Here is a 23,612-nt window from a genome sequence, read left to right as displayed (position 1 = left end):
CCAAGCGGCGCCCACCGCAGCACATGACCGACCTCAGGAGCGTCCGCGCTCCTCCAGGTAGGCCGTGTGCGTCTGTTGACGGCGGGCCTCCACCTCGTGGAGGCCCGCCGTTACGCGTTGCGCCTCCTCGCGCAGCAGCCCCAACTGCCGCTCCAGGTGCTGCTCCGGCGACTCCCCGCCCGGCGCCATCCGGCTCCACCAGCGGGTCCGGTTGTACGCGTCCACGCTCTCCGGCACGTCCTGCCGGACCGCCCGGGACACCGCGTGCACCGCCTCCGACTCGCTGACCAGCACATCGGCCACCCACCCGGGCTCCAGCAGCGCCCCGTACAGCTCCAGCAGCTCGGCGAGCGCCTCCGTCGCCCCCGAGGGCAGCTCCACCTCGGCGACGTACGCCCGCAGCCGCCCGAGGTCCTCGCCCAGTACGCCGAGCTCCTCACGCGGGTCGAAGGGCGGCGGCGCCGTCCGCTCCGGCGGGGCGATCAGCGCGCCCGCCCCGTACAGCCCCGCGATCACCACCGGCCAGTACGCACCGGCCACCCCGGCGAGGGTGAGGGCCAGGCCGACCAGGCCGCAGGCGGAGCCGGCCAGGTTCTTCTTCGACTCCAGGTACGTCAGCACCCCGGTCGCCCTACTGGTAGCCACGGATCTCCTCGAAGGCTCCGGCCAGCGAACCGGTCCCGCCAGTGGCGTCGAAGAGCCGGCCGCCGGTCAGTTCGGTGATGTGGGTGAGCTCCTTGCGGTCCGAGTCGCCGAACAGCACGGCGAAGACCGGCGTCCGCTTCTGCGCCTCCGGCAGCCCCGCGTAGAAGGAGTCGAAGTGCTTGGCCCCGACGCCCTCGGTGTTCTCGCCGTCCGTCATCAGCACGATCGAGGTGAAGGCGTCGGCGGGGCCCTTGCCCAGCTGCTGGTACGCCGCCTCCAGGCTCCCGTAGACCGCCGTCCCGCCGTCCGGTTCCAGCGACTTCACGTCACGGCGGATCGCGTCCAGGGCCGGCCCCGGATTGCCCGGCTCCACCACGTGCGTGCTCACCTTCTTCACCTTCGACCCGAAGGGCAGCAGCGTCACCTCCTCGCGGTCCCGGAACCGCTGCCCGGTGCCCGAACTCCCCGAGCCCGTCAGATCGGTGAGCGCCGACTTCAGCCGCCCGATCCGGTCCTCCTCGCTCATCGAACCCGAGGTGTCCAGGACGTAGACGGTCCGCGAGGGCCGGCGCAGCTCGTTCTCGTACGAGGCCAGCAGCCCGTCGGCGACGACGCGCGAACCGGGGAACGGCAGCTCGCGCCGCTTCTCCTGGTCCAGCCCGGCGGCCGGGGCCACCCCGGCCGCGACCGGGCGGCGGAAGGTCCGCTCGGTGATCGCCTGCTGCGCCTCCGGGCCCCGCAGGTAGTCCGTCAGCGCCCGCCCCGCATCACGGGCCCCGGCCGGGGCCGAGGTCAGCAGGGTGAGCGGGTAGTGGGCGGTGACCACACCGTCGCGCGGCCGGACCACCGTCAGCGGAGCTCCGGCGCCCTTCGCGTCCCGGTTCATGGACAGCAGCACCGACTCGTAGTTCACCAGCGCGTCCACGTCCCCGCGCTTGCCGTACGCGGTGACGAGCCAGCCCGAGGAGCCCGAGGTCAGCTTCTGCCCGGCGAAGAACTCCTTCAGCCGGGGCGTGGCCGCCTTCACGTCCGCGTCGCTCAGCGCCGCCTGTGCGCCCGACAGCCCCGAGGCCACCGAGACCAGCGCGGAGAAACCCGAGTTGGAACGCACCGGGTCGGTCATCCCGTACGTCAGCTTCCCCGCGGCTACGGCCTCGTGCACCGCCGGCCAGGTGACCTCCTCGGGCTTCCAGCCGAGTCGGGCCAGCGCCTCCGGCTTCACGCCGAGGGCGACGGGCGAGGACATCACCGGCGTCTCGCTGGAGAGCTTCCCGGCGGCCTCGGGCCGCAGCCGCAGGTAGTCGTTGGAGGAGAGCCAGATCGCGTCGTACGTGCCGTCGGCCCGGCCGGAGGCGACCTGCTCGGCGGCGTCCAGCGTCCCGGACCAGGTCAGCTTCACGGTGACCCCGGTCGCCTTCCGGGCCTGCTCCAGCACCGGCTCCATGTCCGCGAGCTCACTGGAGGCCAGCACCCGCAGCGTGCCCTCCTTGTAAGCCGTCTCCGTCGGCCCGGCCGCACCCCCGGAGGTGCAGGCCGTAGCCGCCGCGAGCGCGACGAGGGCGAGCGCGAAGCCCGTCCGGCCCCGCCGACGCCCGGGGCGCGGGGGCCGGGGCGGGGCCCCCGCCGCCACGCGTACCCGCCCGGCCGCGCTCACCGGTCACCGCCCTCGAGCGCACCGGCGGTCCGCGTCCGCGCGAGGTACGCCGACGCGCCGTGCAGCTCACCGGCCAGCGACTCCACCGTCGCCGCCATGTTCTGCGTCGCCTGCACCTTGAAGGCGTCGATCGCGTCCAGCGTCTTGTAGATCTGCGCGAACGCCGTCCGCAGCGTCTCCGCGCCCACCGCCGGATCGGCCGCGATCCGCTGGATCTCGCCGCTCTGCGTGGACAGCATCTCCGCGTTGCCCCGGATCAGCTCCTCGGTGGTCCCCTTCAGGGCGTTGACCTGCTCGATCACCGTGCGCTGGCGTTCGAGGGCCGAGGCCAGCATCACGGCGATCCGCAGCGCGGACACGGTGGTGGTGGCGGCCCGGTCGACGCCCTTGATCAGCTCGTCGTTGCTGCGCCGGACCACGTCCATCGCCAGGTAACCCTGGGCGCAGACGGCCAGCTGTGTCAGCAGGTCCTGGTGCTTCTGCCGGACCGGGAAGAGCACGTCCGCGCGCATGGTGTCGGCCGTACCCGGATCGGTGTGCTCCGCCTCGGCGACCCGCTGCTCGACGGCGCCGTCCAGGGCCTCGGTCAGGACGGCGTACTCCTGGAGCTTGCCCATCGTCTCCCACAGGCGCGCGCGCTCGGTGTGCAGGGCCGCGTTGTCGCGGCGCAGCTCGTCCTGACCGCTGCGGAGCGAGCCCACGATCTTGTTGAGGGTGGCCTGCGAGGAGGCGTACTTCGCCACGTGGTCGCGGAACTTGTTGCCCCCCGGCAGCTTCGCGAGCAGCTTGCGGGCGCCCTTGGCGGGCGCGTCCCGCGGGTCGAGGTCCTCGACCGTGCGCCGCAGCTCCACGAGGGAGCCGGCGACCCGGGCCTGGGCGTCACCGCCGCCGTCGGAGCCGAGCGAGCGCACGGCCCGCTCCAGCATCCGGTTGGACTGCTGGGCGGCGCTGCGGATGTCGGCCTGGCCCAGGGCGGCTATTTCGCCGATGCGCCGGGCGAACTCGGGGGAGCGGGCGTCGATCGCGGCGAGCGAGCCGACGTACTCCCCGGCCCGGCGGGCCATCTCCTCGCGGACGCCGTCCTGGAGCGGGACCAGCCCGGCGGCCTGTTCCTTGCGTACGGGGGCGACGGGTTCCGGAGGGCTCAGGTGGAAGGACGTGTCCTCGGGCGGTGTCAGTGTCATGGCGTGTCCCCCTGGCCCTTGGCGCGCTGGGCCAGCGCCATCAGGATCTTGACGGTGGGCGTGCCGACCTGGCGGATGCCGGTCAGCCCCGTGTTGAGGTAGGCGGTGTGCGGAGCCGTCGCGGCGGCGAACTCGGCCACGCCCTCCTGCGGGCGGAACCCGCGGAACACGGCCAGCTCGCGCAGCTTCGGATCGGTGGCGAGGAGGGCGCCCAGCTCCCTCGCCCGCTCGGTGAGCGGCACGAAGGTGTGCGCCGAGTTGACGGTGGTGTCCGGGTAGAGCACGACCATGTCGCCCGGATCCTGCTTCTGCATCAGCAGCGAGGCCACCTGCGACTCGTACACCAGGATCAGCGGTTCGCCGCTGCCGCTGATGAAGGCCCGGAAGGGGTCGTCGGTGCTGGGCTCCAGTGCGCCCTGGACGGAGATCAGCTTGCGCATCAGCGGCGCGGTGCGGGCGATGCCGGCGTCGTCGGCGACCACGGTGTTGCCGTTCGCCACGTTGGACGTGGCGGCGAGGAAGAGGGCGCCGGAGTTGGAGGAGGACGGGTCGGTGGTCTTGATGAACACCGTGCCGGTCAGCTCGGCGTGGGCCGCGGAGCCGGGCAGTTGCTGCCAGGTGCGGTCCTCGCCGGCGGCCTTGAGGAAGGGGCCCATGAGCAGGGTCCCCGAGTTCTTGCCGGTCATCTTGGCGAGGCCGTTGTCGGCCAGCACCTTGGCCGCGCCGGCGCGCGCGATGACGACGAGGGGGGAGAAGAACGGCTTGGTCTCCTGGACCCCTTTGAGCCCGGCGGCTGCCGCGACCTCCTTGGCGGGTTCACTGCTGCTGGGGAAGGCGAAGTCGAACTCCTTGAGGGCGAGTTGGTCCATCGCCCAGGAGCCCGAGGTCTCCGTCTTGACGGTGTAGCCCTTGGCGGCAAGGGCCTTGACGACGTCGGGGTCGCGGAAGAATTCGGACTTCTCCGAGCCGATGACGCCACGCACGGTCTTCGTTGCCGTGGTTTCTGGGTGATCCTGCCCCTGGAACCCGACGACGTAGAGCACGCCGCCGATCAGGAGGAGGCCCAGGACGATTCCTAGGATGCGTCTCACGGGTGCAGCGTGCTCGCGGAAACCCACATTCCGCGCCAACTTGAATGAACGTCAGGTGTCCAGGCGGTCCCACTTCGAAATGCTGTGTGGGCCCTCGGGTGCTGGTGGGCGGGGCGGTGGCCCGGAAGGATCGGGGCATGGGCGTGAGCACGTTGAAATGGCAGGGCTGGCTGGTCGGCCTGGTGACGGTGGCCGGGCTGCTGGTGTTCGCCCCGCTGGGTCTGTACGTGTGGGCGAGCGGTGGCGATCCGCCGCAGCCGCCGCCGCGGGCGGCGGTGGAGGACGTACGGGTCACCGGGTGCCGAATCGATCCGGCCAGCCGCCGGGTGGTGGCGGCGGTGGAGGCGACCGGGCGGGTCGAGGGTCCCGGCGCGTACGTCGTCACGGTGGAGTTCCGCGACCGCGCCGAAGCGGACCCGCAGGGGCGGGCCGCGCAGGCGCTGGTGAAGATCCCGGGCGTGGCCCCGGGCGCGACCGAGTACGGGGAGGCGGTCGGCCCGGTGTGGCCGGTGGCGACGGTGCCCTGGTGCGGGGTCGCCGGCGCGGAGTTCGCGCGGGCGGCCTGAAGGTCGTGGTGCCGTCAGCCGCCACCGGTCCTCACCGTGGGGCGATCAGCCGTTGTTCGCCTTGATGACGACGGTGCCGCACACCTTGTCGGCGAAGGTCTGCTTCTTCTCGTCCCACAGCGGCCACAGGTAGCCGATGTAGCAGGCGATGCCGTCGAGGAAGTGCGCCAGCCAGCGGACGAGCGCCATGCCGAAGCCGAGCGTGGCCCCGTCGGCCTCGCGGTGCACGCTGATGCCGACGATCTTCTTGCCGATCGTCTGGCCGGTGGTGCCTTCCCGGTACTTCTGGAAGAGGAACATGCCGAACGTGTACAGCACGCCGATCATGCTGAGGATGCCGGCGATCGCCTCGGTCGACTCGTCGCTGGCGACGGCCGCGCCGAGACCGATCAGGGCGTACATCGGGCCCACGATGATCAGTCCGTCGAGCAGGGTCGCACCCACGCGCAGACCCCAGTGGGCCAGCGGCGGCATCCCCGAGCCCGGCATGCCCGGCGCGTGCATCCCCGGCGGCGGGTAGGCGCCGTACGGCGGCGGGGCCTGCTGCGGGTAGCCGTACTGCGGGACGGCGCCCTGCGGCGGCTGCTGCGGGTAGCCGTACTGCGGGGGCACGCCCTGCGGTGCCTGCTGGCCGGGCTGGCCCTGCGGGGGCTGCTGGCCGTAGGGATTGTTCGGGTCGCCGAAGCTCATGCGCGAATCTCTCCAGAATGCTCGAACGGGGACGAAGCGGAGTGGAGGAGATGGAGCATGTGGAGCGGCCTCCCCCGGGCAACCGCGATCTTTCAGCCATCATCGTGTTCGGAGCAACGGATTCTGTCCAATTCCCGCCCATGCCGCAGGCCCTCGCGCATCGAGCATGGCACCCGGTCCGGAGCCTCCGCGGCCCCGGACCGGGGCCGTCTAGAGGGCGCCGGCCAGGTCCGAGGACGCCAGGGCGGCGGCGTGCGCGTCCATGCGCTCGGCGGCGAGGATCGCGACGGTGGTGTCGGCGCGGGAAGCGGCGACGAGGAGCGCGCGGGCGGCGAGGTCGTGGGCGCGCTGGTGCAGCGCGGCGATGTCCTCGGCGGAGTGGCGCGGCGCACGGGCGGGCTGGGTCCCGCGCAGTCGTGCGACCTGGGCGGCGATCTCGGCGGCGCCTTCGTCGAGCCCGAGCTCGTCGGTGACGGCGAGCAGGGCCGCGAGGTGGCCGGCGAGCTGGATGTCCAGCGCTTCGCCGCGGCTGCTGTGCGGGTAGTCGGCCGGAGTGGCGCCCATGCGGTGGACGACCGGCTTCGTGCGGATCGGCTCGTACATGGGGCGGCCTCCTGCGTGGTCAGGAAGCCATCCTACATTGGATCCGTTCTAAAGTTGAGCTGAATCCTGCCGTTGGGGTGTGCGTCTCGCCGGCTGGACTCCGGCGAGACGCCCCGTGCGTCGCTACAGCTGGCTGTAGCCGTCGAGGAAGTTCCCGATCCGGGTCACCGCATCGGCCAGGTCCTTGGCGTTCGGCAGGGTCACGATCCGGAAGTGGTCGGGCTCGGGCCAGTTGAAGCCCGTGCCGTGCACCACCATGATCTTCTCGGCCCGCAGTAGGTCCAGGACCATCTGCCGGTCGTCCTTGATCTTGTAGACGGACGGGTCCAGTCGCGGGAAGGCGTACAGCGCGCCCTTCGGCTTCACGCAGGTGACGCCCGGGATCTGGGTGAGCAGGTCGTACGCGACGTTGCGCTGCTCCAGGATCCGCCCGCCGGGCAGGACCAGGTCCTCGATCGACTGCCGGCCGCCGAGCGCGGTGGCCACGGCGTGCTGCGAGGGCATGTTCGCGCACAGGCGCATGTTGGCCAGGACCGTGAGGCCCTCGATGTAGCAGGCGGCGTGCTTCTTGGGGCCGCAGACCGCCATCCAGCCGGCCCGGTAGCCGGCGACGCGGTAGTTCTTCGAGAGCCCGTTGAAGGTCAGCGTCAGCAGGTCCGGGGCGATGGCGGCGGTGTTGTGGTGCACGGCGCCGTCGTAGAGGATCCGGTCGTAGATCTCGTCCGAGCAGACGACCAGGTTGTGGCGGCGCGCGATGTCCGTGAGCCCGCGCAGCATCTCTTCGTCGTAGACGGCACCGGTCGGGTTGTTCGGGTTGATGATGACGATCGCCTTGGTGCGATCGGTGACCTTGCGCTCGATGTCGGCGAGGTCGGGCATCCAGTCGGCCTGCTCGTCGCAGCGGTAGTGCACGGCCGTGCCGCCGGCGAGGGACACGGAGGCGGTCCACAGCGGGTAGTCCGGCGCGGGGACCAGGACCTCGTCGCCGTCGTCGAGCAGCGCCTGCATCGACATCTGGATCAGCTCGGAGACGCCGTTGCCGAGGTAGATGTCCTCGACGTCCAGGTCGATGCCCTTGGTCTGGTAGTGCTGCATGACCGCGCGGCGCGCGGAGAGCAGCCCCTTCGCGTCGCCGTAACCGTGGGCGGTGCCCAGGTTGCGGAGCATGTCCTCAAGGATCTCCGGCGGGCACTCGAAGCCGAAGGCCGCGGGGTTGCCCGTGTTGAGCTTGAGGATGCGATGACCTGCTGCTTCGAGCCGCATCGCCTCTTCGAGCACGGGGCCGCGGATCTCGTAACAGACATTGGCGAGTTTGGTTGACTGGATCACCTGCATGTCGGGAGCTTACGGGCCCGGGTGCGGGCTTGACGCGTGTTTTCGAAGAGAAGCTTGAAGGGTGGTTTGCCCCATTTCGGGCAATGGGTGGGTGGGGAAGTGGTCCCCCCTTGGAATCCGGGGTCGCGCCTGCGTTCCGACCTGCGGAATGAGTGGGGCGCGGGCCTGCGCGAGCGCATGGTGTTGCGCTCGTCACCCCAGGTGGTCGGGTAGATCGATGGTGACCGGGTAGGCCGCATGAGTACCCCGGATGAGTACGCACACTCATGCGGGCGCCCGTGGCGCGGCGGAGGCTGGGCGCATGAACCAGGGCGAGTGGAAGCCGGCGGGTCACCGCCGGCGCACCGAACGGGTCGCCGCGGCCATCGCCGCCGTGGCGGGCGCCCTCGTGGCGGCAGGAGCGGTCCTTCATCGCGCTCTTCCTGCTGGTGCACGTGTACGGCGGCAACTGAGGAGCGCGGGACAGTGGTTTTCGTAGTCGGCGACATGGAGATCGCCACGGTCGGCACGGACGGCGACGACCGGGCGATCGAGTTCCTGGTCAGGCCGGAAGGGGTCCTGGAGGAGGCCCGCTTCGCGATCTTCCGCGAACACGACCAGGACTGGGAATCGGCCCGCCTCGCCATCGACCCCCACTCGGGCAGCGTCCCGCTGGCGGCGGTGGAATGGGCGGTGGAGTTCGCCCGCGAGTACCTCTGAGGGGGCGGCTCGTCCGTTCCTCGGGGTGTCAGTGGGGGCGCCTATCGTTCGACGTGTGAAGCCGATCAGGATCATTGCCGGGGATGCGACGAGTCCCCAGGCCAAGGGGCCCAAGGTCATCGCGCACGTCTGCAATGACCTCGGGGGGTGGGGGAAGGGCTTCGTGGTGGCCGTTTCGCGCCGGTGGGCCGAGCCCGAGGCCGCGTACCGGACCTGGCACCGGGGGCGCAGCGGGAACGACTTCGGGCTGGGCGCCGTGCAGTTGGTGCAGGTGAAGCCCGATCTGTGGGTGGCCAACATGGTCGGCCAGCGCGGCATTCGGACCGGGAGCGGGGGGCCGCCCGTTCGGTACGACGCCGTGGAGCGGTGTCTGGCCGCGCTCGCCGATCGTGCCGTCGAGCTCGGGGCGAGCGTTCACATGCCGCGCATCGGGTGCGGGCTCGCCGGCGGCAAGTGGTCGCGCATCGAGCCGCTGATCGCCAACACGTTGTGCGCGCGCGACGTGGAAGTGACCGTGTACGACCACGGGTGAGTCGCGCGTCCTCAACGACCGGCGGCCGGTAGGCGGCGGACCGGCCATGCCTGCTTCGGGAGCTTGGGCGTGCGGTGCCTGTCGGCTTCGAAGGCGAGCCAGACGGCTCCTGAGGCGACCGTCGTGAGGAACGGCGGCGCCCAGGCGGCCAGCTGCCAGGCGGTCGCGACGTCCAGGGTGCTCACCAGCGTCGCCGCCGGAGCGGTGGCAAGGGTCAGCAGCAGCGTGATCCTGGCCCAGAGCGGCAGCCTGCGGCTCACCGCGGCGGTCGCGAGGCCCAGGCCCGCGCTCACCGTGAGGATCACGGCCAGGCCCACGAGGGCGAGCACGAGGGCGAGTATCAGGGCGAGGAGTATCAGTACGAGGCCCACGTCGTGCCCACCTCCGGTCTCGTGGCAACCCGTCGCGAGGACAGGCGGATCCGCATTCCCGCTGTTCCGGCAGGTTCACCGGAGGCCATACTGCCAGAACGTTGAACGCGTTCAACACCGCCCCCGGTGTCACCCGTAGGCCCCGGTGTCGGCAGCGCGGTCCGGCCGCGCCGGCGTGGCACGATCGCGGGATGGAGTACCGGTACGCCGCCGAGGCCGATGCGCCCGCCATGGCTGAGCTCTTCGCCGCCAACCACCACGACGCGCTGACGGAACGGCAGCGGGCCGAGCAGGGTTTCGTCCAGGGCCGCTTCGACGTCGGTGCGCTACGGACGATGGTCGGTGCGCGGGAGCTGCTGGTCGCGGACGACGGAGGCCGGATCGTCGGGCTGCTCGCGCTGGCCGCGCCGGCGAATCTGGCCGACCCGTCGCCGCCGGTCGCGGGCCTGCTCCAGGCCCAGGGGGCCTTGGAGTGGCAGGGGCGCCCGCTGGCCGAGGCGCGGTGGCTGCTCTACGGGCCGGTGGTGGTCGCCGCCGCGTACCGGGGGCGCGGTGTGGCCCGGGCGCTGTTCACCATGGCCGTAGCGGCGGCCTCGGAGCGCGCCGAAGTCGTGGTCGCCTTCATCGAGGCCGGGAACGCACCGTCCTGGAAGGTGCACGTCGACGGCTTCGGCATGGTCCCGCTGGGCGACTTCGTCGCGGGCGGGCGCACCTACAGCGCGGTCGCCGCACCGACGTTCTGACCGTTGCGGGCGGGGTGCTCAGCCCGCGCGCTCCAGGATCACCAGCGGGATCTCGCGGGGTCGGGCCGCGGCGCGGTCGTCCTCGAACGGGGGCCACAGGGCCGTCATCATCTCCCAGTACACCTCGCGTTCCTGGGGCGTGGCGGTGCGCGCCCGCGCCGTGAAGGCGGCGGCGCCGACCTGGAGGCGGACCTCCGGGTGGTCGGTGAGGTTCCGGTACCAGCGGGGGTGGTCCGGGGCGCCGTAGGCGGAGGCCAGGACGATGTGCCGACCGGCGTCCTCGCCGTAGATCAGCGGGGTGCGGACGGGGCGGCCGCTGGCGCGGTCGAGCGTGGTCAGCAGGAGGGTGCGGACCCCGTGCCAGAGGTGCCCGTCGGCTCCCGCGGTGCTCACGTAGGCGCGTACGTGGTCGAGCCGTGGGCCGGGGCGCGGGTCGGTGGGGTGGTCCCAGTCGACTTCGAGTGCGTGCATTTTCCTGTCCTTAGGGTCGTGTCCCCCTTGCGGCTAACGAGCATTAACGATTCTGGATGCGCCCGACCCGTAGCGCACGGCCACAGGTCTGGACCAAGCTCGTCGTATGGATCTGGAGCTGAGGCACCTCAAGATCGTCCGGGCCGTCGCCGACGCCGGGAGCCTGACGCGGGCCGCCACCGCGCTCGGCCTCGCGCAGCCCGCGCTCAGTACGCAGCTCAAGCGCATCGAGCGGGCGCTGGGCGGGACGCTGTTCCTGCGGGGGCGCGACGGCGTACGGGCCACCGCGCTCGGCGAGCTGGTGCTGGAGCGGGCCAGGGTGCTGCTGCCCGCCGTGTGCGAGCTGCAGGAGGACGCGCAGCGCTTCGCCCGCCAGGGGGCGCACGGCTACCGGCTCGGCGGCACGCACGGACCGCTGCTGGGCGGGCTCGTGGACCGGCTCGCGCACGAGGAGCCGGGTGTGCCGGTGATGACGTACACCTCCTGGTCGGAGAAGGAGGTCGCCGCCGGCGTCGCCGACGGCCGCCTGGACTTCGCACTGGTCGGGGTCTGCGGGGAGAGCGCGCCGCCCGAGCCGGGGCGCCTCGCGTGGATGGAGGTGGCGCGCGACCCCGTGTACGTGATGCTGGCCGAGGACCATCCCCTCGCCCCGGCTCCGCGTACCGAGATCGAACTGGCCGAGCTGGCCGCCGAGGCGTGGACGGACGTCCCCGGCGACGGGTGTTTCGGCGACTGCTTCGCCGCGGCCTGCGTGCGGGCCGGGTTCACGCCCGCCTGCGTCTACGAGACCGACACCGCCTCCTGCGTGCACCTGGTGCAGGTGGGGCGGGCGGTCGGACTGTGCCGGGCCACGTTCCCGGTGACCCCGGGGGTGGTCGCGCGACCCCTCGCCGGGACCCCGCTCGTGTGGCGGCACCTGCTGGGCTGGCATCCTGCCGCGCGGGTCGCTGCGCGGGCCGCCGATGTACTCGGCCATGTGCGGGCCGCGCATGCGGAGGCGTTGGCCAGGTCGGCCGGAGCCGTTGCCTTGCCGGCGGCTTAGCCGGGCACCGGGCGGGCGGGTGCGGCGCCGCTGCGGGGGCGCTGCCCCCGGACCCCGCGCCTCAAACGCCGGCGGGGCTGGAGTGGTGCCGGCCCGGGTGGAATGGTGCCGTCCGGGTTGGGAGACGCCCCCGGCGGGGCCGGGGGCGGTTGCGGCAGCGCTCGGGCGCCGTGCCGTGGCTACGGCAGGTAGCGCTCGATGACCTGCGGGCCCTCCTTCTCCATGAGCTTCCGGGCCTTCTCGATCCGCTCCGGAGTCGGGTCGTGGCCGGTCACCATCACGAGGTCCTCGGGGTCGTACGGCCGTTCCCCGCCCGTGAAGAGCCGGTCCGACCGTGTGGGCTGCTCGTCGGGTTCACTGACCATCGCGTACCTCCTACGGTTACCCCTGGCCCCATCCTCCGGCCGCCGCCCCATGAACGCACCTCGACCGCGCGCGGGCCGCCGGACGGCCCCGGGCATAACACCGGGGCAGGGGCCAACTGGCAGCTCCCGCACGACGGTTCGGATTTCTACGGTTTCCGCAGACCCCCACCGGAAACCGAGGAGATCCCCCATGCTCAAGCGACACGCCCGCGCGGCGTGTACCGCCCTGGCCGCCGCCGGGCTGCTGCTGGCCGGGACCGGCGGCGCCACCGCCGATCCCACCCCCGCCGCGCCCTCCGCGGCGGCCACCCTGCGCACCGCCGACGCCCCGCCCGAGCTGCTCGCCGCGATGCAGCGCGACCTCGGCCTGACCCCCACGCAGGCCAAGGCACGACTGATCCACGAGGCCGAGGCGGGGGCCACCGCCGCCCGGCTGCGCGACCGGCTCGGCGCCGCCTTCGCCGGGGCCTGGGTGGACGGGGCCGACTCGGGCACCCTCACCGTGGCCACCACCCGGGCCGCCGACACCGCCGCGATACGGGCCACCGGGGCCCGGGCGAAGCTGGTCGCCCGCACCCTGGCCGACCTGGACGCCGACCGGGCCGCCCTGGACCGGGCCGCCGGTCCCGCGACCCCGGTCCGCTACGTCGACCCGCGCTCCAACACCCTCGTCGTCGAGGAGACGGGGGCGGGGGCGGCGGCCGCGCTGCTGGCCGCCACCGGGACCGACCCGGCCGCCGTCACGGTGGTCCGTACGGCCGGGGCCCCGCGCCCGCTGTACGACCTGCGCGGCGGGGACGCGTACTACATGAACGGCAGCGGCCGCTGCTCCGTCGGCTTCCCCGTCACCAAGGGCTCCGTGAACGGCTTCGCCACCGCCGGGCACTGCGGGCGCGCCGGAACCACCACCAGCGGCTTCAACCAGGTGTCCCAGGGCTCCTTCCAGGCCTCGGTCTTCCCCGGCAACGACATGGCCTGGGTGGCCGCGAACGCCCAGTGGACCGCGACCCCCTACGTGAAGGGCAGTGGCGGGGCGAACGTGCAGGTCACCGGCTCGGTGCTGCAGCCGGTCGGGGCCTCGGTATGCCGTACCGGATCGACCACCGGATGGCACTGCGGCACGATCCAGCAGCACGACACCAGCGTCACCTACCCCGAGGGCACCATCTCCGGGGTGACCCGTACGACGGTCTGCGCCGAGCCGGGCGACTCGGGCGGCTCCTACCTCTCCGGGAGCCAGGCCCAGGGCGTCACCTCGGGCGGCTCCGGCAACTGCTCCAGCGGCGGGACCACCTTCTTCCAGCCGCTCAACCCGATCCTGTCCGCGTACGGGCTGACCCTCAAGGTCAGCGGCAGCGACCCCGGCCCGGGCCCCGGACCGGGCGACCCCGAGCCGGGCGGCACCTGGAAGGCGGGCACCGTCTACGCGGCCGGCGCCACCGTCACCCACGGCGGCTCGACCTACCGCTGCCTCCAGGGGCACCAGGCCCAGCCGGGCTGGGAGCCGCCGAACGTCCCGGCGCTCTGGCAGCGGGTCTGACCGACCCCCGCGAAGCCGGGATCCGGTGCCGTGACTGCCAAGGGGGGAGTCACGGCACCACCGCGTGCGCGCGGGGCGCGGGTCAGACGAGGACCGCCGCCAGCGTGCCGAGCGCGCCGAAGACGGTGAGCAGGGCGCAGATCGACAGGTTCACGATCCGGTGCTCCCAGAAGACCGCGACGAACTCGCGGATGGTGGCGCTCGGCCAGTAGTACTTCGCGGTGGGGGAGCCCAGTACCTGCCCGTTGACGCCGGTCTTGCGGGCCAGCATCGCCGCCCGGAAGGCGTGGAAGTTGTTGGTGACCACCACGCACCGGTAGGCCGGATCGTGCGCCGTCATGACGTCCCGGCTGAAGAGCATGTTCTCCTCGGTCGTGGTGGAGCGGTCCTCCAGCACGACGTGCTGCTCGGGCACGCCCTGCGCGATCAGCCAGTCCGCCATCGCCCGGGCCTCGGAGACCTTCTCGTCCGAGCCCTTGCCGCCCGAGACCAGGAGGAACGGCGGCCGGCCGCTCCGGGCCAGCTGGGCCTCGTAGATCTGCTGCCCCTTGCGCAGGCGGGAGGCCAGCAGCGGCGGCACGCGGTCGCCGCCGATCAGGCCCGAGCCCAGCATGACCACGTGGTCGACGTCGCCGCGCACCTTGATCCGGCCGTAGAGGAAGGCGTAGCCGAGGAAGCAGAAGAAGACGAAGGAGACGTAGCCGGCGACCACGGTGACCGTTCCGGCGACGCCCCCGAGGAGGGGCGAGCCGACCACGCCGACGAGGACCAGCAGCGCGATCAGCCCGAAGATCGTGAGGCCCGCGAGCATCGACAGCAGGTTGGCCGGCCGGAACCCCTCCTTGCGGATCATGACCATGCCGTTGCGGACGAGGAAGACGCCCAGGGCCAGGGCCGCGAACACGGGTGAGGCGAAGACGAGCACGAGCACCGTGACGGCCGCCCAGGTGGGCAGCTTGACGACCTGGAGGAACAGTGCGGAGAACGCGCTGAGGAAAGTCAGCCCCAGGAGCACGGCGTTGCTGAAGCGGCGCCGGTCCTGCCGGACACTGATGCAGAAGGCGAGGAAGAGCACGGCGGCAAGCGCGAAGGCGACCATGCCGCCCATCGTAGATGTCCGATTTACCGAAGATCGCGGCCGGTTCGGCGCACCGCCCGCCCGGCCAGCACGTCCGTCCGGCGCCCGTCGCGCATCACGAAGCGCCCGTCGATCAGGACGTGCGGGATCCCGGTCGGCAGCACGCGAGGCCGCGCGTACGTGGACCCGGCCGCGACCGTGTCCGGGTCGAAGAGGACGAGGTCGGCGCGGTACCCCACGCGGACCAGGCCCCGGTCGGGCAGCCGCAGGCGCGCCGCGGGGCGACCGGCCAGGTGCGCGACGCACTCCTCCAGGGAGAGCAGGCCGAGTTCGCGGACGTAGTGGCCGAGGTAGTGGGGGAAGGTGCCGTAGGCGCGCGGGTGCGGTTTCGCGCCCTGGAGGATGCCGTCGGAGCCGCCGGTGTGGACCCGGTGACGCATGATCGCCCGGACGTTCTCCTCGTGGCCGACGTGCTGGAGGACCGTCGGAGCGAGCCGGTCGCCGAGCAGGAGGGCGCGGGCGGTCTCCCAGCCGTCCAGGCGCCTGCCGACGTACGGGCCGTAGGCGGGGTCGGCAGTGCCCGAGATCTCGATCGTCGACCAGTCGACGGGGACCCCGTGGCAGCCGTCGGAGCCCTCGACCTCCAGCGCGCGGCGGATCCGCTCGGCCTGGGCGTCGTCGCGCAGCCGGGCCAGGACCGCCTCCGGGCCGCCCTCGTTCCCCCAACCGGGCAGGAGCGCGACGAGGGTGGTGCAGCCTGGGGTGTACGGGTAGCTGTCGAGGGTGATGTCGGCGCCCCCGTCCAGGGCCGCGTCGAGCAGGGCGAGCAGCTCGCCGGCCCGGCCCCGGTTCTCGCCGAAGTTCATGGTGGCGTGCGCGAGGTGCAGGGCGCAGCCGGCGTCCCGGGCGAGCGCGACCATCTCGGCGTAGGCGGCCAGCGCACCGCGGCCGTAACTGCGGTGGTGCGGGCAGTAGTAGCCGCCGTACCGGGCCACGACCCGGCACAGCTCGGACAGTTCGGCCCCGGTGGCGTACATGCCGGGGGTGTAGGTGAGACCGGAGGACAGGCCGACGGCGCCCTGGTCGAGGCCCTCGGCGACGAGCTGCCGCATCCGGTCCAGCTCGGCCGCGGTCGCCGGGCGGTCGTCCCAGCCGAGGGCGTACGCGCGGACCGTGCCCTGGGGGACCAGGTAGGCGGCGTTGACGGCCACGCCCCGGCCGCCGTGGGCCCGGTCCAGCCGGTCGAGGTACCCGCCGACTGTGCGCCAGTCGAAGTCGACGTCGTCGCCGGGCCCGTTCCAGCCGGCGATCGCGGCCCGCACCTCGCCGAGGGTGCGGTCGTCGACGGGCGCGTACGACAGGCCGTCCTGGCCGAGGACTTCGAGCGTCACGCCCTGCGCTGCCTTCGCACTGTGGTCCGGGTCGCGGAGCAGGGCGAGGTCGCTGTGGGCGTGCATGTCGACGAAACCCGGGGCGAGGGCGAGGCCGCGGGCGTCGAGGGTCCGGCGCCCGCCCCCCGGGAGCCGGCCGCCCGGCAGCCTGCCGATCTCGGCGATCCGGCCCTCGTGGACGCCGACGTCGGCGGTGTACGAGGGCCCGCCCGTGCCGTCGACGACGCGGGCCCCCCGGATGACCAGGTCCACCGACCGGTGCCTAGAAGAACGTGCGGATGTAGTCGGTGACGGCGCCGTCGGCCTGCACGACCGGGATCAGCGGCCACTTCTCGAAGATCGTGCAGGGGTGGGCCATGCCGAGGGAGACCCAGTCGCCGACCTCCAGCGCGGTGGCGTCGGCGTCCGTCTCGACCCAGGCGTGCTGGTCGGACAGCTTGGTCACCCGGATTCCGGTCGCGGCGCGCTCGACGCCGTCGCGGGCGCTGCGCACGGCGAGCACTTCGGGCAGGCCGAGGTCGTAGGCGATGTCGCGCTTGCCGGCGTTGACGAAGGCCTGGCCGGGCGTGGGGCGGGAGACCACTTGGGTCCACAGCCGGAAGGCGGGGAGCAGGCCGCCCTCCTCGGGAACGCGGTTGAAGGGGGTCAGGCCCGAGTACCAACCGTGGTCGTGGGAGACGTACGCGCCGGAGCGCAGCAGCGGCAGGACGGGCAGCGACAGCTCCGGGATCCCGGCGAAGACGTCGGCGACGGCGTCGAACCATTCGCTGCCGCCGGCGCTGACGATGACCTCGTCCAGGCCGGTGCCGGTGAAGAGGCCCTGCTTGTCGAGATCGGCGGCGAGCGCGGTGAGGCGGCGCAGCCAGGCGCGGACGCTGTCGGCGTCGGCGCCGGGCATGGTGGCCTCGTAGCCGGCCACGCCGGCCAGGCGCAGGGCGGGGGACGCGGCGACGGCCTGGGCGACGGCCTGGCATTCGTCGTCGGTACGGAGCCCCGTGCGCCCCTCGGCGCCGGCGCCGAGTTCGAGGACGACGTCGAGGGTGGCGCTGTGGCCCTGCAGGGCGGCGTCCATCAGCTCGACCCCGCGGACGGAGTCGACGTAACAGACGAACCGGAAGTCGGGGTCGGCGGCGAGCTCGTCGGCGACCCAGCGCAGGGCGGGAGCATCGACCAGCTCGTTGGCCAGGAAGATCGTCCGGATGCCGAAGGCGCGGCAGACGCGGGCCTGGTGGGGCATGGCGACGGTGATGCCCCACGCGCCGTGCTCCAGCTGGCGGCGGAAGAGCTGCGGGGCCATGGGGGTCTTGCCGTGCGGGGCGAAGGCCAGGTCGTGACGGGCGGCGTAGGTGCCGAGCGCGGCGAGGTTGTGCTCCAGCGCGTCCGCGTCGAGGGTCAGGACGGGGGTGGTGAAGCCGCCGGTGTACAGGTCGCGGCGCTCGGCGGCGAGCCGGCCGACGGTGAGGCCGTGCGCCTGGGCGTCCGGGGGGAGGCCCTTGAACCGGTGGTCGACCGGCTCGTCGGCGAGGTCCTTGACGGGGTCGCTGTCGCTGGCCATGCGGGGTGCCTCCCGGGGGTTGCGTGTGGTGCAACGGTCGTTGCGTATACCGCTGCACGCTGTCTAACATCCCGGGTGACGGTGGGTCAACGTGCGGCGCCGCTGCGGGGGCTCCGCCCCCGAACCCCCGCGCCTCAATCGCCGGCGAGGCTGGATCCGAGCCGGTGTTGCAGTGACCGTAGGAGAGGGCGAGCGATGAGCCAGTCGGTCGAGAGGGCACTCGGCATCCTGCCGCTGCTGGCGAAGGGCCCCGCCGGCCTCGGCGAGGTCGCGGACGAGCTCGGCGTGCACAAGAGCACCGCGCTGCGCCTCCTGCGCACCCTGAACGAGCGCGGCTTCGTCTACCGCCGGCCCGACGGCCGCTACCGGCTCGGCGCGCAGCTCTTCGCGCTCGCCGCCGAGGCCATCGAGAACCTGGACGTCCGGGAGATCGCGCACCCCCACCTCGTCGAGCTGAACCGGACCACCGGGCACACCGTTCACCTCGCCCTCCACCAGGACGACGAGGTCGTGTACGTCGACAAGGTCGACAGCCGCTACCCGGTCCGCATGTACTCCCGCATCGGCAGGCCCGTGCCCCTCACCGTCGCCGCCGTGGCCAAGCTGCTCCTCGCCGACCTGCCCGAGGCCGAGCTCCGGGCCCTCGCCGGCCGGATCGAGTACCCCCGCTACACCGCCCGCTCCACCCCGGACGCGGCGGCCTTCCTGCGCGAGCTGGACCTCGTACGGGAGCAGGGCTGGGCCACCGATCTCGGTGGGCACGAGGAGTCCATCAACTGCCTCGGGGCGCCCGTGCACGGGCCGGACGGGCGGGTCGTCGCGGCGCTGTCGGTCTCCGCGCCCGGTGTGGTCATCCCCGCCGAGGGGCTGTTCGAACTGCTGCCGCAGGTGCTGCGCACCGCCGAAGCCATCAGCCAGGACTACTCAGGAGCACAGGAGAGCACGTGAGCGAGAACGACGTGAGCGAGAACGACGTGACCGAGACGAACGTGACCGAGACGAACGTGAGCGAGAAGGTCGCCATCACGCCCGCCACCCACACCGCCCCGCCCGCGAAGTTCTCGCACGGCGTGCGGAAGGGGAACATCCTCCAGGTCGCCGGTCAGGTCGGTTTCCTCCCGCACGTGGAGGGGCAGCCGCCCACGCCCGCCGGTCCGGCCCTGCGCGAGCAGACCCTCCAGACGCTGGAGAACGTCCGCTCCGTCCTGGAGGCCGGCGGTGCGGGCTGGGACGACGTGATGATGATCCGCGTCTACCTCACCGACACCGGGCACTTCGCCGAGATGAACGCCCTCTACAACGCCTACTTCGAGGAGCAGGGCCTGAAGGAGGCCCCCGCCGCCCGCACCACCGTGTACGTGGGCCTGCCGGCCGGGCTGCTCATCGAGATCGACGCCCTCGCCGTCCTCGGCTGAGTCGGGTCTGCGGGCGGGCGCGCCGCCGGACGCGCGGGCGGGGCGCCCCCCTGGCGGTGGGGCGCCCCCTTTCACACGGTCAGCCGGTCACGGCGCCGCGCAGTACTGGGCTTCCTTGCCGATCGAGCGGTACATGCAGTCCGCGTTCTCCAACAGCTGGAGCACCGCGTCCTTGTTGCGCGCGGTCTCGCGGTCGATGACCTCGTCCGGCGGGTAGAAGCCGCCGCCACCGCTCTCCGGGTACATCTCGAAGGTGTAGGCGAAGATCTTCTGGTTGCCCCACAGCCAGTCGTCGATCGTCCCGTCCGTGATGTACAGGTCGCTCGACTGCTCCGGCGTGTAGCCGTTGCTCGCCGCCATGCTCGTGCCGATCTTCTTGTAGACGGCGAGGTCGTCGGCGGTCAGGCCCGGGGCGGTGTCGTTGTAGGTGTAGCCGAAGGGCCACAGGACGAGCTCGCTGTAGGTGTGGAAGTCGATGGCGGCCTTGATCTGCTGCTTGCCGCCGATCACCCGGCTGCGGACGAAGTCCGCGACGACCTTCACCTCGGGCGCCGACTCGGCGGCGGCTCCCCGGTAGGTCTCGGAGCTCTTGCTGCTGCTGGAGCCGCCGCAGCAGCCCCACTTGTAGTTCCAGTTGCGGTTCTCGTCCGTGCCGACGTAGGAGGAGCCGGAGTTCGGCTGCCGGTTCTTGCGCCAGGAGCGGTAGGAGCCGGTGGCGATGTCGTACTCGCCGCCGTCCGGGTTGAGGTCCGGGACGATCCAGATCTCGCGGCCGTTGACGGCGCCCGTGACCCGGGAATCGCTCCCGTACTTGGAGGTGAGCTCCTTGAGCAGGTACAGGGCCATCTCGACGGTCAGGTGCTCGCGCGCGTGCTGGTGGGCGGTGAAGAGCACCTCGGGCTCGGCCTCGTCCGTCGCGACGTTGTCGCTGATCTTGATGGCGAACATGTCCCGGCCCTGGTACGACTTCCCGATCACCTGCTTGCTCGCGATCGCGGGGTACTGCGCGACGAGTTGGTTGATCTCCGCCGTCGCCTCGGCGTAGTTGTGGTACTTCGAGTCCGCCGAGGGGAAGTCCATCGGGCTCGCCGCGATGCCGGGCACCGAGCGGTCCGGGGGTCCGGGCAGGGCGGTCAGCTTGTAGCCGAGCGCCTTCAGCTTCTTGGCCTGCATCGTGTCGGCGCTGACCACGACGGTGTGGTCGTCCACCTCGTCGATCGAGACGCCCGTACGGAGCAGGGCGGTTCGGTCGGCGGCGGTGGAGGGGCCGTGGATCCGGTACTGGACGATCGCCTCGTCCTGGGTGGCGGTCGAAGGGGTGGGCGGAGGGGAAGCCGTCGCGCTCATGCCGTAGGCGGGTGCGCCCAGCGCGAGCGCCAGCAGGGCCGCCGTGAGGGCGGCCCTCCGGCGGGTATGGAGCCGCATGCGTTCTCCTGGGTCGGGAGTGTGGGGATAGCCGTGCGGACGCGCACAGCGTGCTCTCGTGGCATGTCCCGGTCAAGGACACGCTGTGCAGGCCGTACCGATCCGGCCACCCCCACAGGTACCGCCTACGGGAGCCCGTGAACCTTCGGACCCACCGAGTTCGACCAAGCGCTACCCGCCTTGGCGTCCCAGTTGGTCGACCAGGTCATCGCGCCGCGCAGACCCGGGTAGGTCTTCGACGGCTTGAAGGAGCCGCAGTTCGTTCCCCGGGTCAAGCAGTCCAGGGCGTTGTTGACGATCGTCGGGGAGACGTAGCCGCTGCCCGCACCGCTGGGCGAGGCCGGGACGCCGATGCCCACCTGTGAAGGGTCGAGGCCGCCCTCCAACTGGATGCAGGCGAGCGCGGTGAGGAAGTCCACCGAGCCCTGGGAGTAGACCTTGCCGTCGCAGCCGTTCATCGAGCCGCTGTTGTAGTACTGCATGTTGACGACGGTGAGGATGTCCTTGATGTTCAGCGCCGTCTTGAAGTACCCGCCCTGCGTGGACTGCATGTCGATCGTCTGCGGGGCCATGGTGATGACGAGCGAGGGTCCCGCCTTGGACGACAGCGAGCGCAGGGCCTGCGTCATGTAGGTGGGGTTCAGGCCGTTCTCGAGGTCGATGTCGATGCCGGTGAACCCGTACTCCTGCATCAGGGCGTACGCGGAGTTCGCGAGGTTGTTCGCGGAGGTCGAGTCATTGACCGTGATCGTCCCCTTCTCGCCGCCGACGGAGAGGACGACCGACTTGCCGGCCGCCTTCTTCGCGGCGATGTCGGCCTTGAACTGGGCGACCGTGTAACCGCCGAGGCCGGCCGAGTCGAGGTTGAAGGTGATGGCGCCGGGCGTGGTGGTGGCGTCCGCGAAGGAGACGGCGATGATGTCGTACTGCGCCGAGACGTCGGAGATCTTCTGGACGGTCGCGCCGTTGTTGAAGTTCTGCCAGTAGCCGGTCAGGGCGTGCTTGGGGACGGCGGGACCCGGGCCCGGACCCGGGTCGGTGCCGGTGGTGGTGCCGGTCACCGGGGCGGACTTCGGGCCCTCGCCCGCCGCGTTGTACGCGCTCACCTGGAAGGAGTACGAAGTCGCGGCCGCGAGCCCGGTGATCTGGGTGGAGGCGGCGCCGCCGGTCACGGTCTTGACGCGGACGCCGTCCTGATACACGTAGTAGCCGGTGGCCGAGCCGACCGCGTTCCACGAAAGGGTGAGGGCGTTCGCGCTCTGACCGGAAACGGCCGTCCCGGCCGGGGCTCCGGGGACCGACGGGCCGGGGTCGGTGCCGCCCCCGCCGTCCGGGCCGAAGACGCTGAACTCGTCCACGACGTAGGCCGGCTGGCCGTACCAGCCGTGCGTGTAGACGGTGACCTGGGTGGTGTTGGGGCCGGTGGTGAAGGTGGTGGACAGCTTCTGCCAGCCGGCGCCCGACCCGGGCGTCCAGGTGGAGACGTCCTGGGTGCCGGTCCCGGTCGCGCCGAGGTAGACGTAGCTGCCCTGGACCTGCGTGCTCAGCGTGTAGGTCGAGTTCGGCTTGACCGTGACGGTCTGGCTGCAGCGGGCGTTGTCCTGGCCCGCCGGAGCGGCCTTCAGGGCGCCGGATCCGGCGTAGACGGGCGAGGAGACGGAAGTGCCGGTTCCGCCGGTGCAGGACCAGTTGGCGAGGCCCGATTCGAAGCCGCCGTTGCGGGCGACGTTCACGTCGGCGGCCTGTGCGGTGCCGGCGGCGAGGGCGGACAGGGCCCCCGCGGTCAGGGTGACGGCGATGGGCAGGGCGAGGGAGCGTATGCGGTTCACGTGGGCTCCGGTGGGGGGAGGAAAAGGGGTGTGGACAGAGGCGGACCGAGTGGGGTGGGTCCGACTCACGGCGTTGGCTGCCAAGTTGGTCCAGACCAATCCCCCTGTCAAGGGTCTTCGCGATGTGGCTTGAAATGGCCCGCTATGTGATCCCTGTTGTCCGGGTTTCCGACCCCTGTGACGTGTGCTGGTTGCACGGGAATCTTCAAGGCCCTGCCCCGCCAGGGGTGACGCGGATATGGTGCTGGGGCAAGGGGGAGCGGGTCGATCGGATGCGGTCGCGCGGTGCGGGCGCGGACGCGGGAAGTCCGTGCCGAATCCGCGTCGAGTCCGCGTCAGATCCGGGTCGAGTCCGTGTGGAGCGCGCGTCGGGCACGTGACGTGCCCGAGACGTACGGGCGTACGGGGTGTACGTGGGGGAACGGGGGAATGCACGTGCCGACCGCCATCGCTGTCACCAGTGCCGATCTGGTACTTCCGGCCCCTGACCGGCACACGCCCGGGGCCGCCTTACTCCACCCGCCCGAGCAGCTCGACCTGGAGTCCTCGCTCGCCGAGACGGGCGCCCTGCTGGAGCGGCACGGCCACCTCGTGGCCCTCGTGCCGCCGTGGCTCCCGCGCTCCACCGTCCAGCGCCTGCACACCGTGCGCGCCATCCTGGAAACCGACCGGATCGCGCTCCTCGGCATCGATCTGCCCCCGCTGGGAACGGCCCTGCTGGTACGTCAGCTGCGCCAGCTCAGCGTCTGCGACTTCAGCCCCGGGATCATCGCCTCCGCGGCCCGGCTGCTGTCCCACTACATCTACGCGGGCGCCCTGCTGGGCTCGGTCGCCAAACTCGACCGGGTCCGGGTCCCGGTCGGACTCGGGGCGCACGCCAGGTCCTGGTCGCCGAGCGCGCAGTTCGCCGTCATGGCCCACCCGAAACCGCACCTGGCCAAACTGAGCGGCGGCGGATCCCAGGGCGCCCACGGCCCCCGAGGCGCGCACGGCCCCCGCGGTGCGCTGCTGCCGGCCGGCCCCGAGTTCGCCACGCACCTCACCTTCGCCCGCGGCCAGCTCACCTCCGACTGGGTCACGGCCGAACTGGCCCCCGCCTGGCAGGTCCAGGGCGTCCTGGAGAACCCGCTGCCCGCCGCGTCCCCCGGTTGGTGGGGCACCCCGAAACTCGTCGAGTTCGCCGCCGGCATCCCGGACCTGTCCGTGCTCTACCAACTCGTCGCCTCGGTCCGCCGGGAGGAGTGCCGCTGGTGCGGCCTCGAACTCATCGGCGACCGCTGCGGCTTCTGCGCGGCACCGCTCACCGCGCCACCGCCGCCCGCGAGCAGCGCCCGTTCCAGACCCTGATCACTCGAACGCACGAATGAATGAAGAACGGCGAGGTAGGT

Annotated in this window: 24 protein-coding genes; 9 read left to right on the top strand and 15 right to left on the bottom strand. The window is 72.1% G+C overall.

The genetic code is table 11. The annotated features are described in order from the left end of the window. Positions 1–33: 33 nt before the first annotated feature. The 4 genes from OG386_RS17925 to OG386_RS17910 are packed head-to-tail and all read right to left on the bottom strand — an operon-like array spanning position 34 to position 4,574. Positions 34–645, bottom strand: a complete 612-nt coding sequence (locus tag OG386_RS17925) for a hypothetical protein (protein WP_328789003.1) — start codon at positions 643–645, stop codon at positions 34–36. Beyond that, complete coding sequence (locus tag OG386_RS17920; protein ID WP_405790792.1) at positions 632–2,275, bottom strand: substrate-binding and vWA domain-containing protein; 1,644 nt, start codon at positions 2,273–2,275, stop codon at positions 632–634. The genes OG386_RS17925 and OG386_RS17920 overlap by 14 nt, the downstream gene beginning before the upstream one ends. 20 nt (positions 2,276–2,295) lie before the next feature. Next, the gene (locus OG386_RS17915; protein WP_328789001.1) at positions 2,296–3,483 is read right to left on the bottom strand and encodes a toxic anion resistance protein; all 1,188 of its coding nucleotides are present in this window, start codon (positions 3,481–3,483) and stop codon (positions 2,296–2,298) included. Continuing rightward, on the bottom strand, positions 3,480–4,574 hold the full coding sequence (locus OG386_RS17910) for a hypothetical protein (protein ID WP_328789000.1): 1,095 nt from the start codon (positions 4,572–4,574) through the stop codon (positions 3,480–3,482). The genes OG386_RS17915 and OG386_RS17910 overlap by 4 nt, the downstream gene beginning before the upstream one ends. 143 nt (positions 4,575–4,717) lie before the next feature. Between OG386_RS17910 and OG386_RS17905 the strand changes: the two genes are divergently transcribed. Continuing rightward, positions 4,718–5,140, top strand: a complete 423-nt coding sequence (locus tag OG386_RS17905) for a hypothetical protein (RefSeq protein ID WP_327383559.1) — start codon at positions 4,718–4,720, stop codon at positions 5,138–5,140. A 45-nt stretch (positions 5,141–5,185) separates the two neighbouring features. Here OG386_RS17905 and OG386_RS17900 read toward each other — a convergent pair whose 3' ends face one another. The 3 genes from OG386_RS17900 to OG386_RS17890 form a co-directional block, all read right to left on the bottom strand. Continuing rightward, the gene (locus OG386_RS17900) at positions 5,186–5,830 is read right to left on the bottom strand and encodes an RDD family protein (protein WP_328788998.1); all 645 of its coding nucleotides are present in this window, start codon (positions 5,828–5,830) and stop codon (positions 5,186–5,188) included. 210 nt (positions 5,831–6,040) lie between these two features. Continuing rightward, a complete protein-coding gene (locus OG386_RS17895) occupies positions 6,041–6,433 on the bottom strand; it encodes an SCO4983 family protein (protein WP_328788996.1) in 393 nt (130 codons plus the stop codon). 123 nt (positions 6,434–6,556) lie between these two features. After that, entirely contained in the window at positions 6,557–7,768 is a 1,212-nt protein-coding gene (locus OG386_RS17890) for a pyridoxal phosphate-dependent aminotransferase (RefSeq protein WP_189733007.1), read from the bottom strand. A 465-nt stretch (positions 7,769–8,233) separates the two neighbouring features. Here OG386_RS17890 and OG386_RS17885 point away from each other — a divergent pair, with 465 nt between their 5' ends. Further along, positions 8,234–8,467, top strand: a complete 234-nt coding sequence (locus OG386_RS17885) for a hypothetical protein (RefSeq protein WP_266353139.1) — start codon at positions 8,234–8,236, stop codon at positions 8,465–8,467. 55 nt (positions 8,468–8,522) lie between these two features. Beyond that, positions 8,523–8,999 carry a macro domain-containing protein gene (locus tag OG386_RS17880; RefSeq protein ID WP_328788995.1) on the top strand — a complete coding sequence of 159 codons (477 nt, stop codon included), beginning with the start codon at positions 8,523–8,525 and terminating at the stop codon, positions 8,997–8,999. Between the two features lie 11 nt (positions 9,000–9,010). On the opposite strand, the gene OG386_RS17875 is transcribed toward OG386_RS17880, so the two are convergent. Continuing rightward, positions 9,011–9,370 carry a hypothetical protein gene (locus OG386_RS17875; protein WP_328788994.1) on the bottom strand — a complete coding sequence of 120 codons (360 nt, stop codon included), beginning with the start codon at positions 9,368–9,370 and terminating at the stop codon, positions 9,011–9,013. A 191-nt stretch (positions 9,371–9,561) separates the two neighbouring features. On the opposite strand from OG386_RS17875, the gene OG386_RS17870 reads away from it, so the two are divergent. Continuing rightward, positions 9,562–10,113, top strand: a complete 552-nt coding sequence (locus OG386_RS17870; RefSeq protein WP_328788993.1) for a GNAT family N-acetyltransferase — start codon at positions 9,562–9,564, stop codon at positions 10,111–10,113. Positions 10,114–10,131: 18 nt separating this feature from the next. On the opposite strand, the gene OG386_RS17865 is transcribed toward OG386_RS17870, so the two are convergent. Then, positions 10,132–10,584 carry a nitroreductase/quinone reductase family protein gene (locus OG386_RS17865; RefSeq protein ID WP_328788992.1) on the bottom strand — a complete coding sequence of 151 codons (453 nt, stop codon included), beginning with the start codon at positions 10,582–10,584 and terminating at the stop codon, positions 10,132–10,134. A gap of 106 nt (positions 10,585–10,690) precedes the next feature. On the opposite strand from OG386_RS17865, the gene OG386_RS17860 reads away from it, so the two are divergent. Further along, positions 10,691–11,626 (top strand): LysR family transcriptional regulator, encoded by a 936-nt coding sequence (locus OG386_RS17860; protein ID WP_328788991.1) that lies wholly within the window; start codon positions 10,691–10,693, stop codon positions 11,624–11,626. A 179-nt stretch (positions 11,627–11,805) separates the two neighbouring features. Here the strand turns inward: OG386_RS17860 and OG386_RS17855 are convergent, their stop codons facing one another. Next, positions 11,806–11,991, bottom strand: a complete 186-nt coding sequence (locus OG386_RS17855; RefSeq protein WP_030013293.1) for a hypothetical protein — start codon at positions 11,989–11,991, stop codon at positions 11,806–11,808. 190 nt (positions 11,992–12,181) lie between these two features. Here OG386_RS17855 and OG386_RS17850 point away from each other — a divergent pair, with 190 nt between their 5' ends. Further along, on the top strand, positions 12,182–13,531 hold the full coding sequence (locus OG386_RS17850; RefSeq protein ID WP_328788990.1) for a carbohydrate-binding protein: 1,350 nt from the start codon (positions 12,182–12,184) through the stop codon (positions 13,529–13,531). Between the two features lie 82 nt (positions 13,532–13,613). Here the strand turns inward: OG386_RS17850 and OG386_RS17845 are convergent, their stop codons facing one another. From OG386_RS17845 to OG386_RS17835, 3 genes are read right to left on the bottom strand one after another with little or no spacing between them, the layout of a single operon-like run. After that, complete coding sequence (locus OG386_RS17845) at positions 13,614–14,630, bottom strand: YdcF family protein (protein WP_328788989.1); 1,017 nt, start codon at positions 14,628–14,630, stop codon at positions 13,614–13,616. Positions 14,631–14,653: 23 nt separating this feature from the next. Then, positions 14,654–16,252, bottom strand: a complete 1,599-nt coding sequence (locus OG386_RS17840) for an N-acyl-D-amino-acid deacylase family protein (RefSeq protein WP_328788988.1) — start codon at positions 16,250–16,252, stop codon at positions 14,654–14,656. 10 nt (positions 16,253–16,262) lie between these two features. Beyond that, the gene (locus OG386_RS17835; RefSeq protein ID WP_328788987.1) at positions 16,263–17,555 is read right to left on the bottom strand and encodes an amino acid deaminase; all 1,293 of its coding nucleotides are present in this window, start codon (positions 17,553–17,555) and stop codon (positions 16,263–16,265) included. Positions 17,556–17,750: 195 nt separating this feature from the next. On the opposite strand from OG386_RS17835, the gene OG386_RS17830 reads away from it, so the two are divergent. Beyond that, the gene (locus OG386_RS17830) at positions 17,751–18,503 is read left to right on the top strand and encodes an IclR family transcriptional regulator (protein WP_328788986.1); all 753 of its coding nucleotides are present in this window, start codon (positions 17,751–17,753) and stop codon (positions 18,501–18,503) included. 56 nt (positions 18,504–18,559) lie between these two features. Next, positions 18,560–18,970: a RidA family protein gene (locus OG386_RS17825; protein ID WP_266604380.1), complete on the top strand. Its 411-nt coding sequence runs from the start codon at positions 18,560–18,562 to the stop codon at positions 18,968–18,970. Positions 18,971–19,057: 87 nt separating this feature from the next. Here OG386_RS17825 and OG386_RS17820 read toward each other — a convergent pair whose 3' ends face one another. After that, positions 19,058–20,395, bottom strand: coding sequence for a M14 family metallopeptidase (locus OG386_RS17820; RefSeq protein ID WP_328788985.1), 1,338 nt, complete (start codon positions 20,393–20,395; stop codon positions 19,058–19,060). Between the two features lie 125 nt (positions 20,396–20,520). Then, positions 20,521–22,224, bottom strand: coding sequence for a chitinase (locus tag OG386_RS17815; protein ID WP_328788984.1), 1,704 nt, complete (start codon positions 22,222–22,224; stop codon positions 20,521–20,523). A gap of 429 nt (positions 22,225–22,653) precedes the next feature. Between OG386_RS17815 and OG386_RS17810 the strand changes: the two genes are divergently transcribed. Next, positions 22,654–23,571: a hypothetical protein gene (locus tag OG386_RS17810; RefSeq protein ID WP_328788983.1), complete on the top strand. Its 918-nt coding sequence runs from the start codon at positions 22,654–22,656 to the stop codon at positions 23,569–23,571. Positions 23,572–23,612 lie beyond the last annotated feature (41 nt).

It is taken from the genome of Streptomyces sp. NBC_00273 (assembly GCF_036178145.1).
Classification (GTDB): domain Bacteria; phylum Actinomycetota; class Actinomycetes; order Streptomycetales; family Streptomycetaceae; genus Streptomyces.
This window is presented reverse-complemented; position numbering and strand designations above follow the sequence as displayed.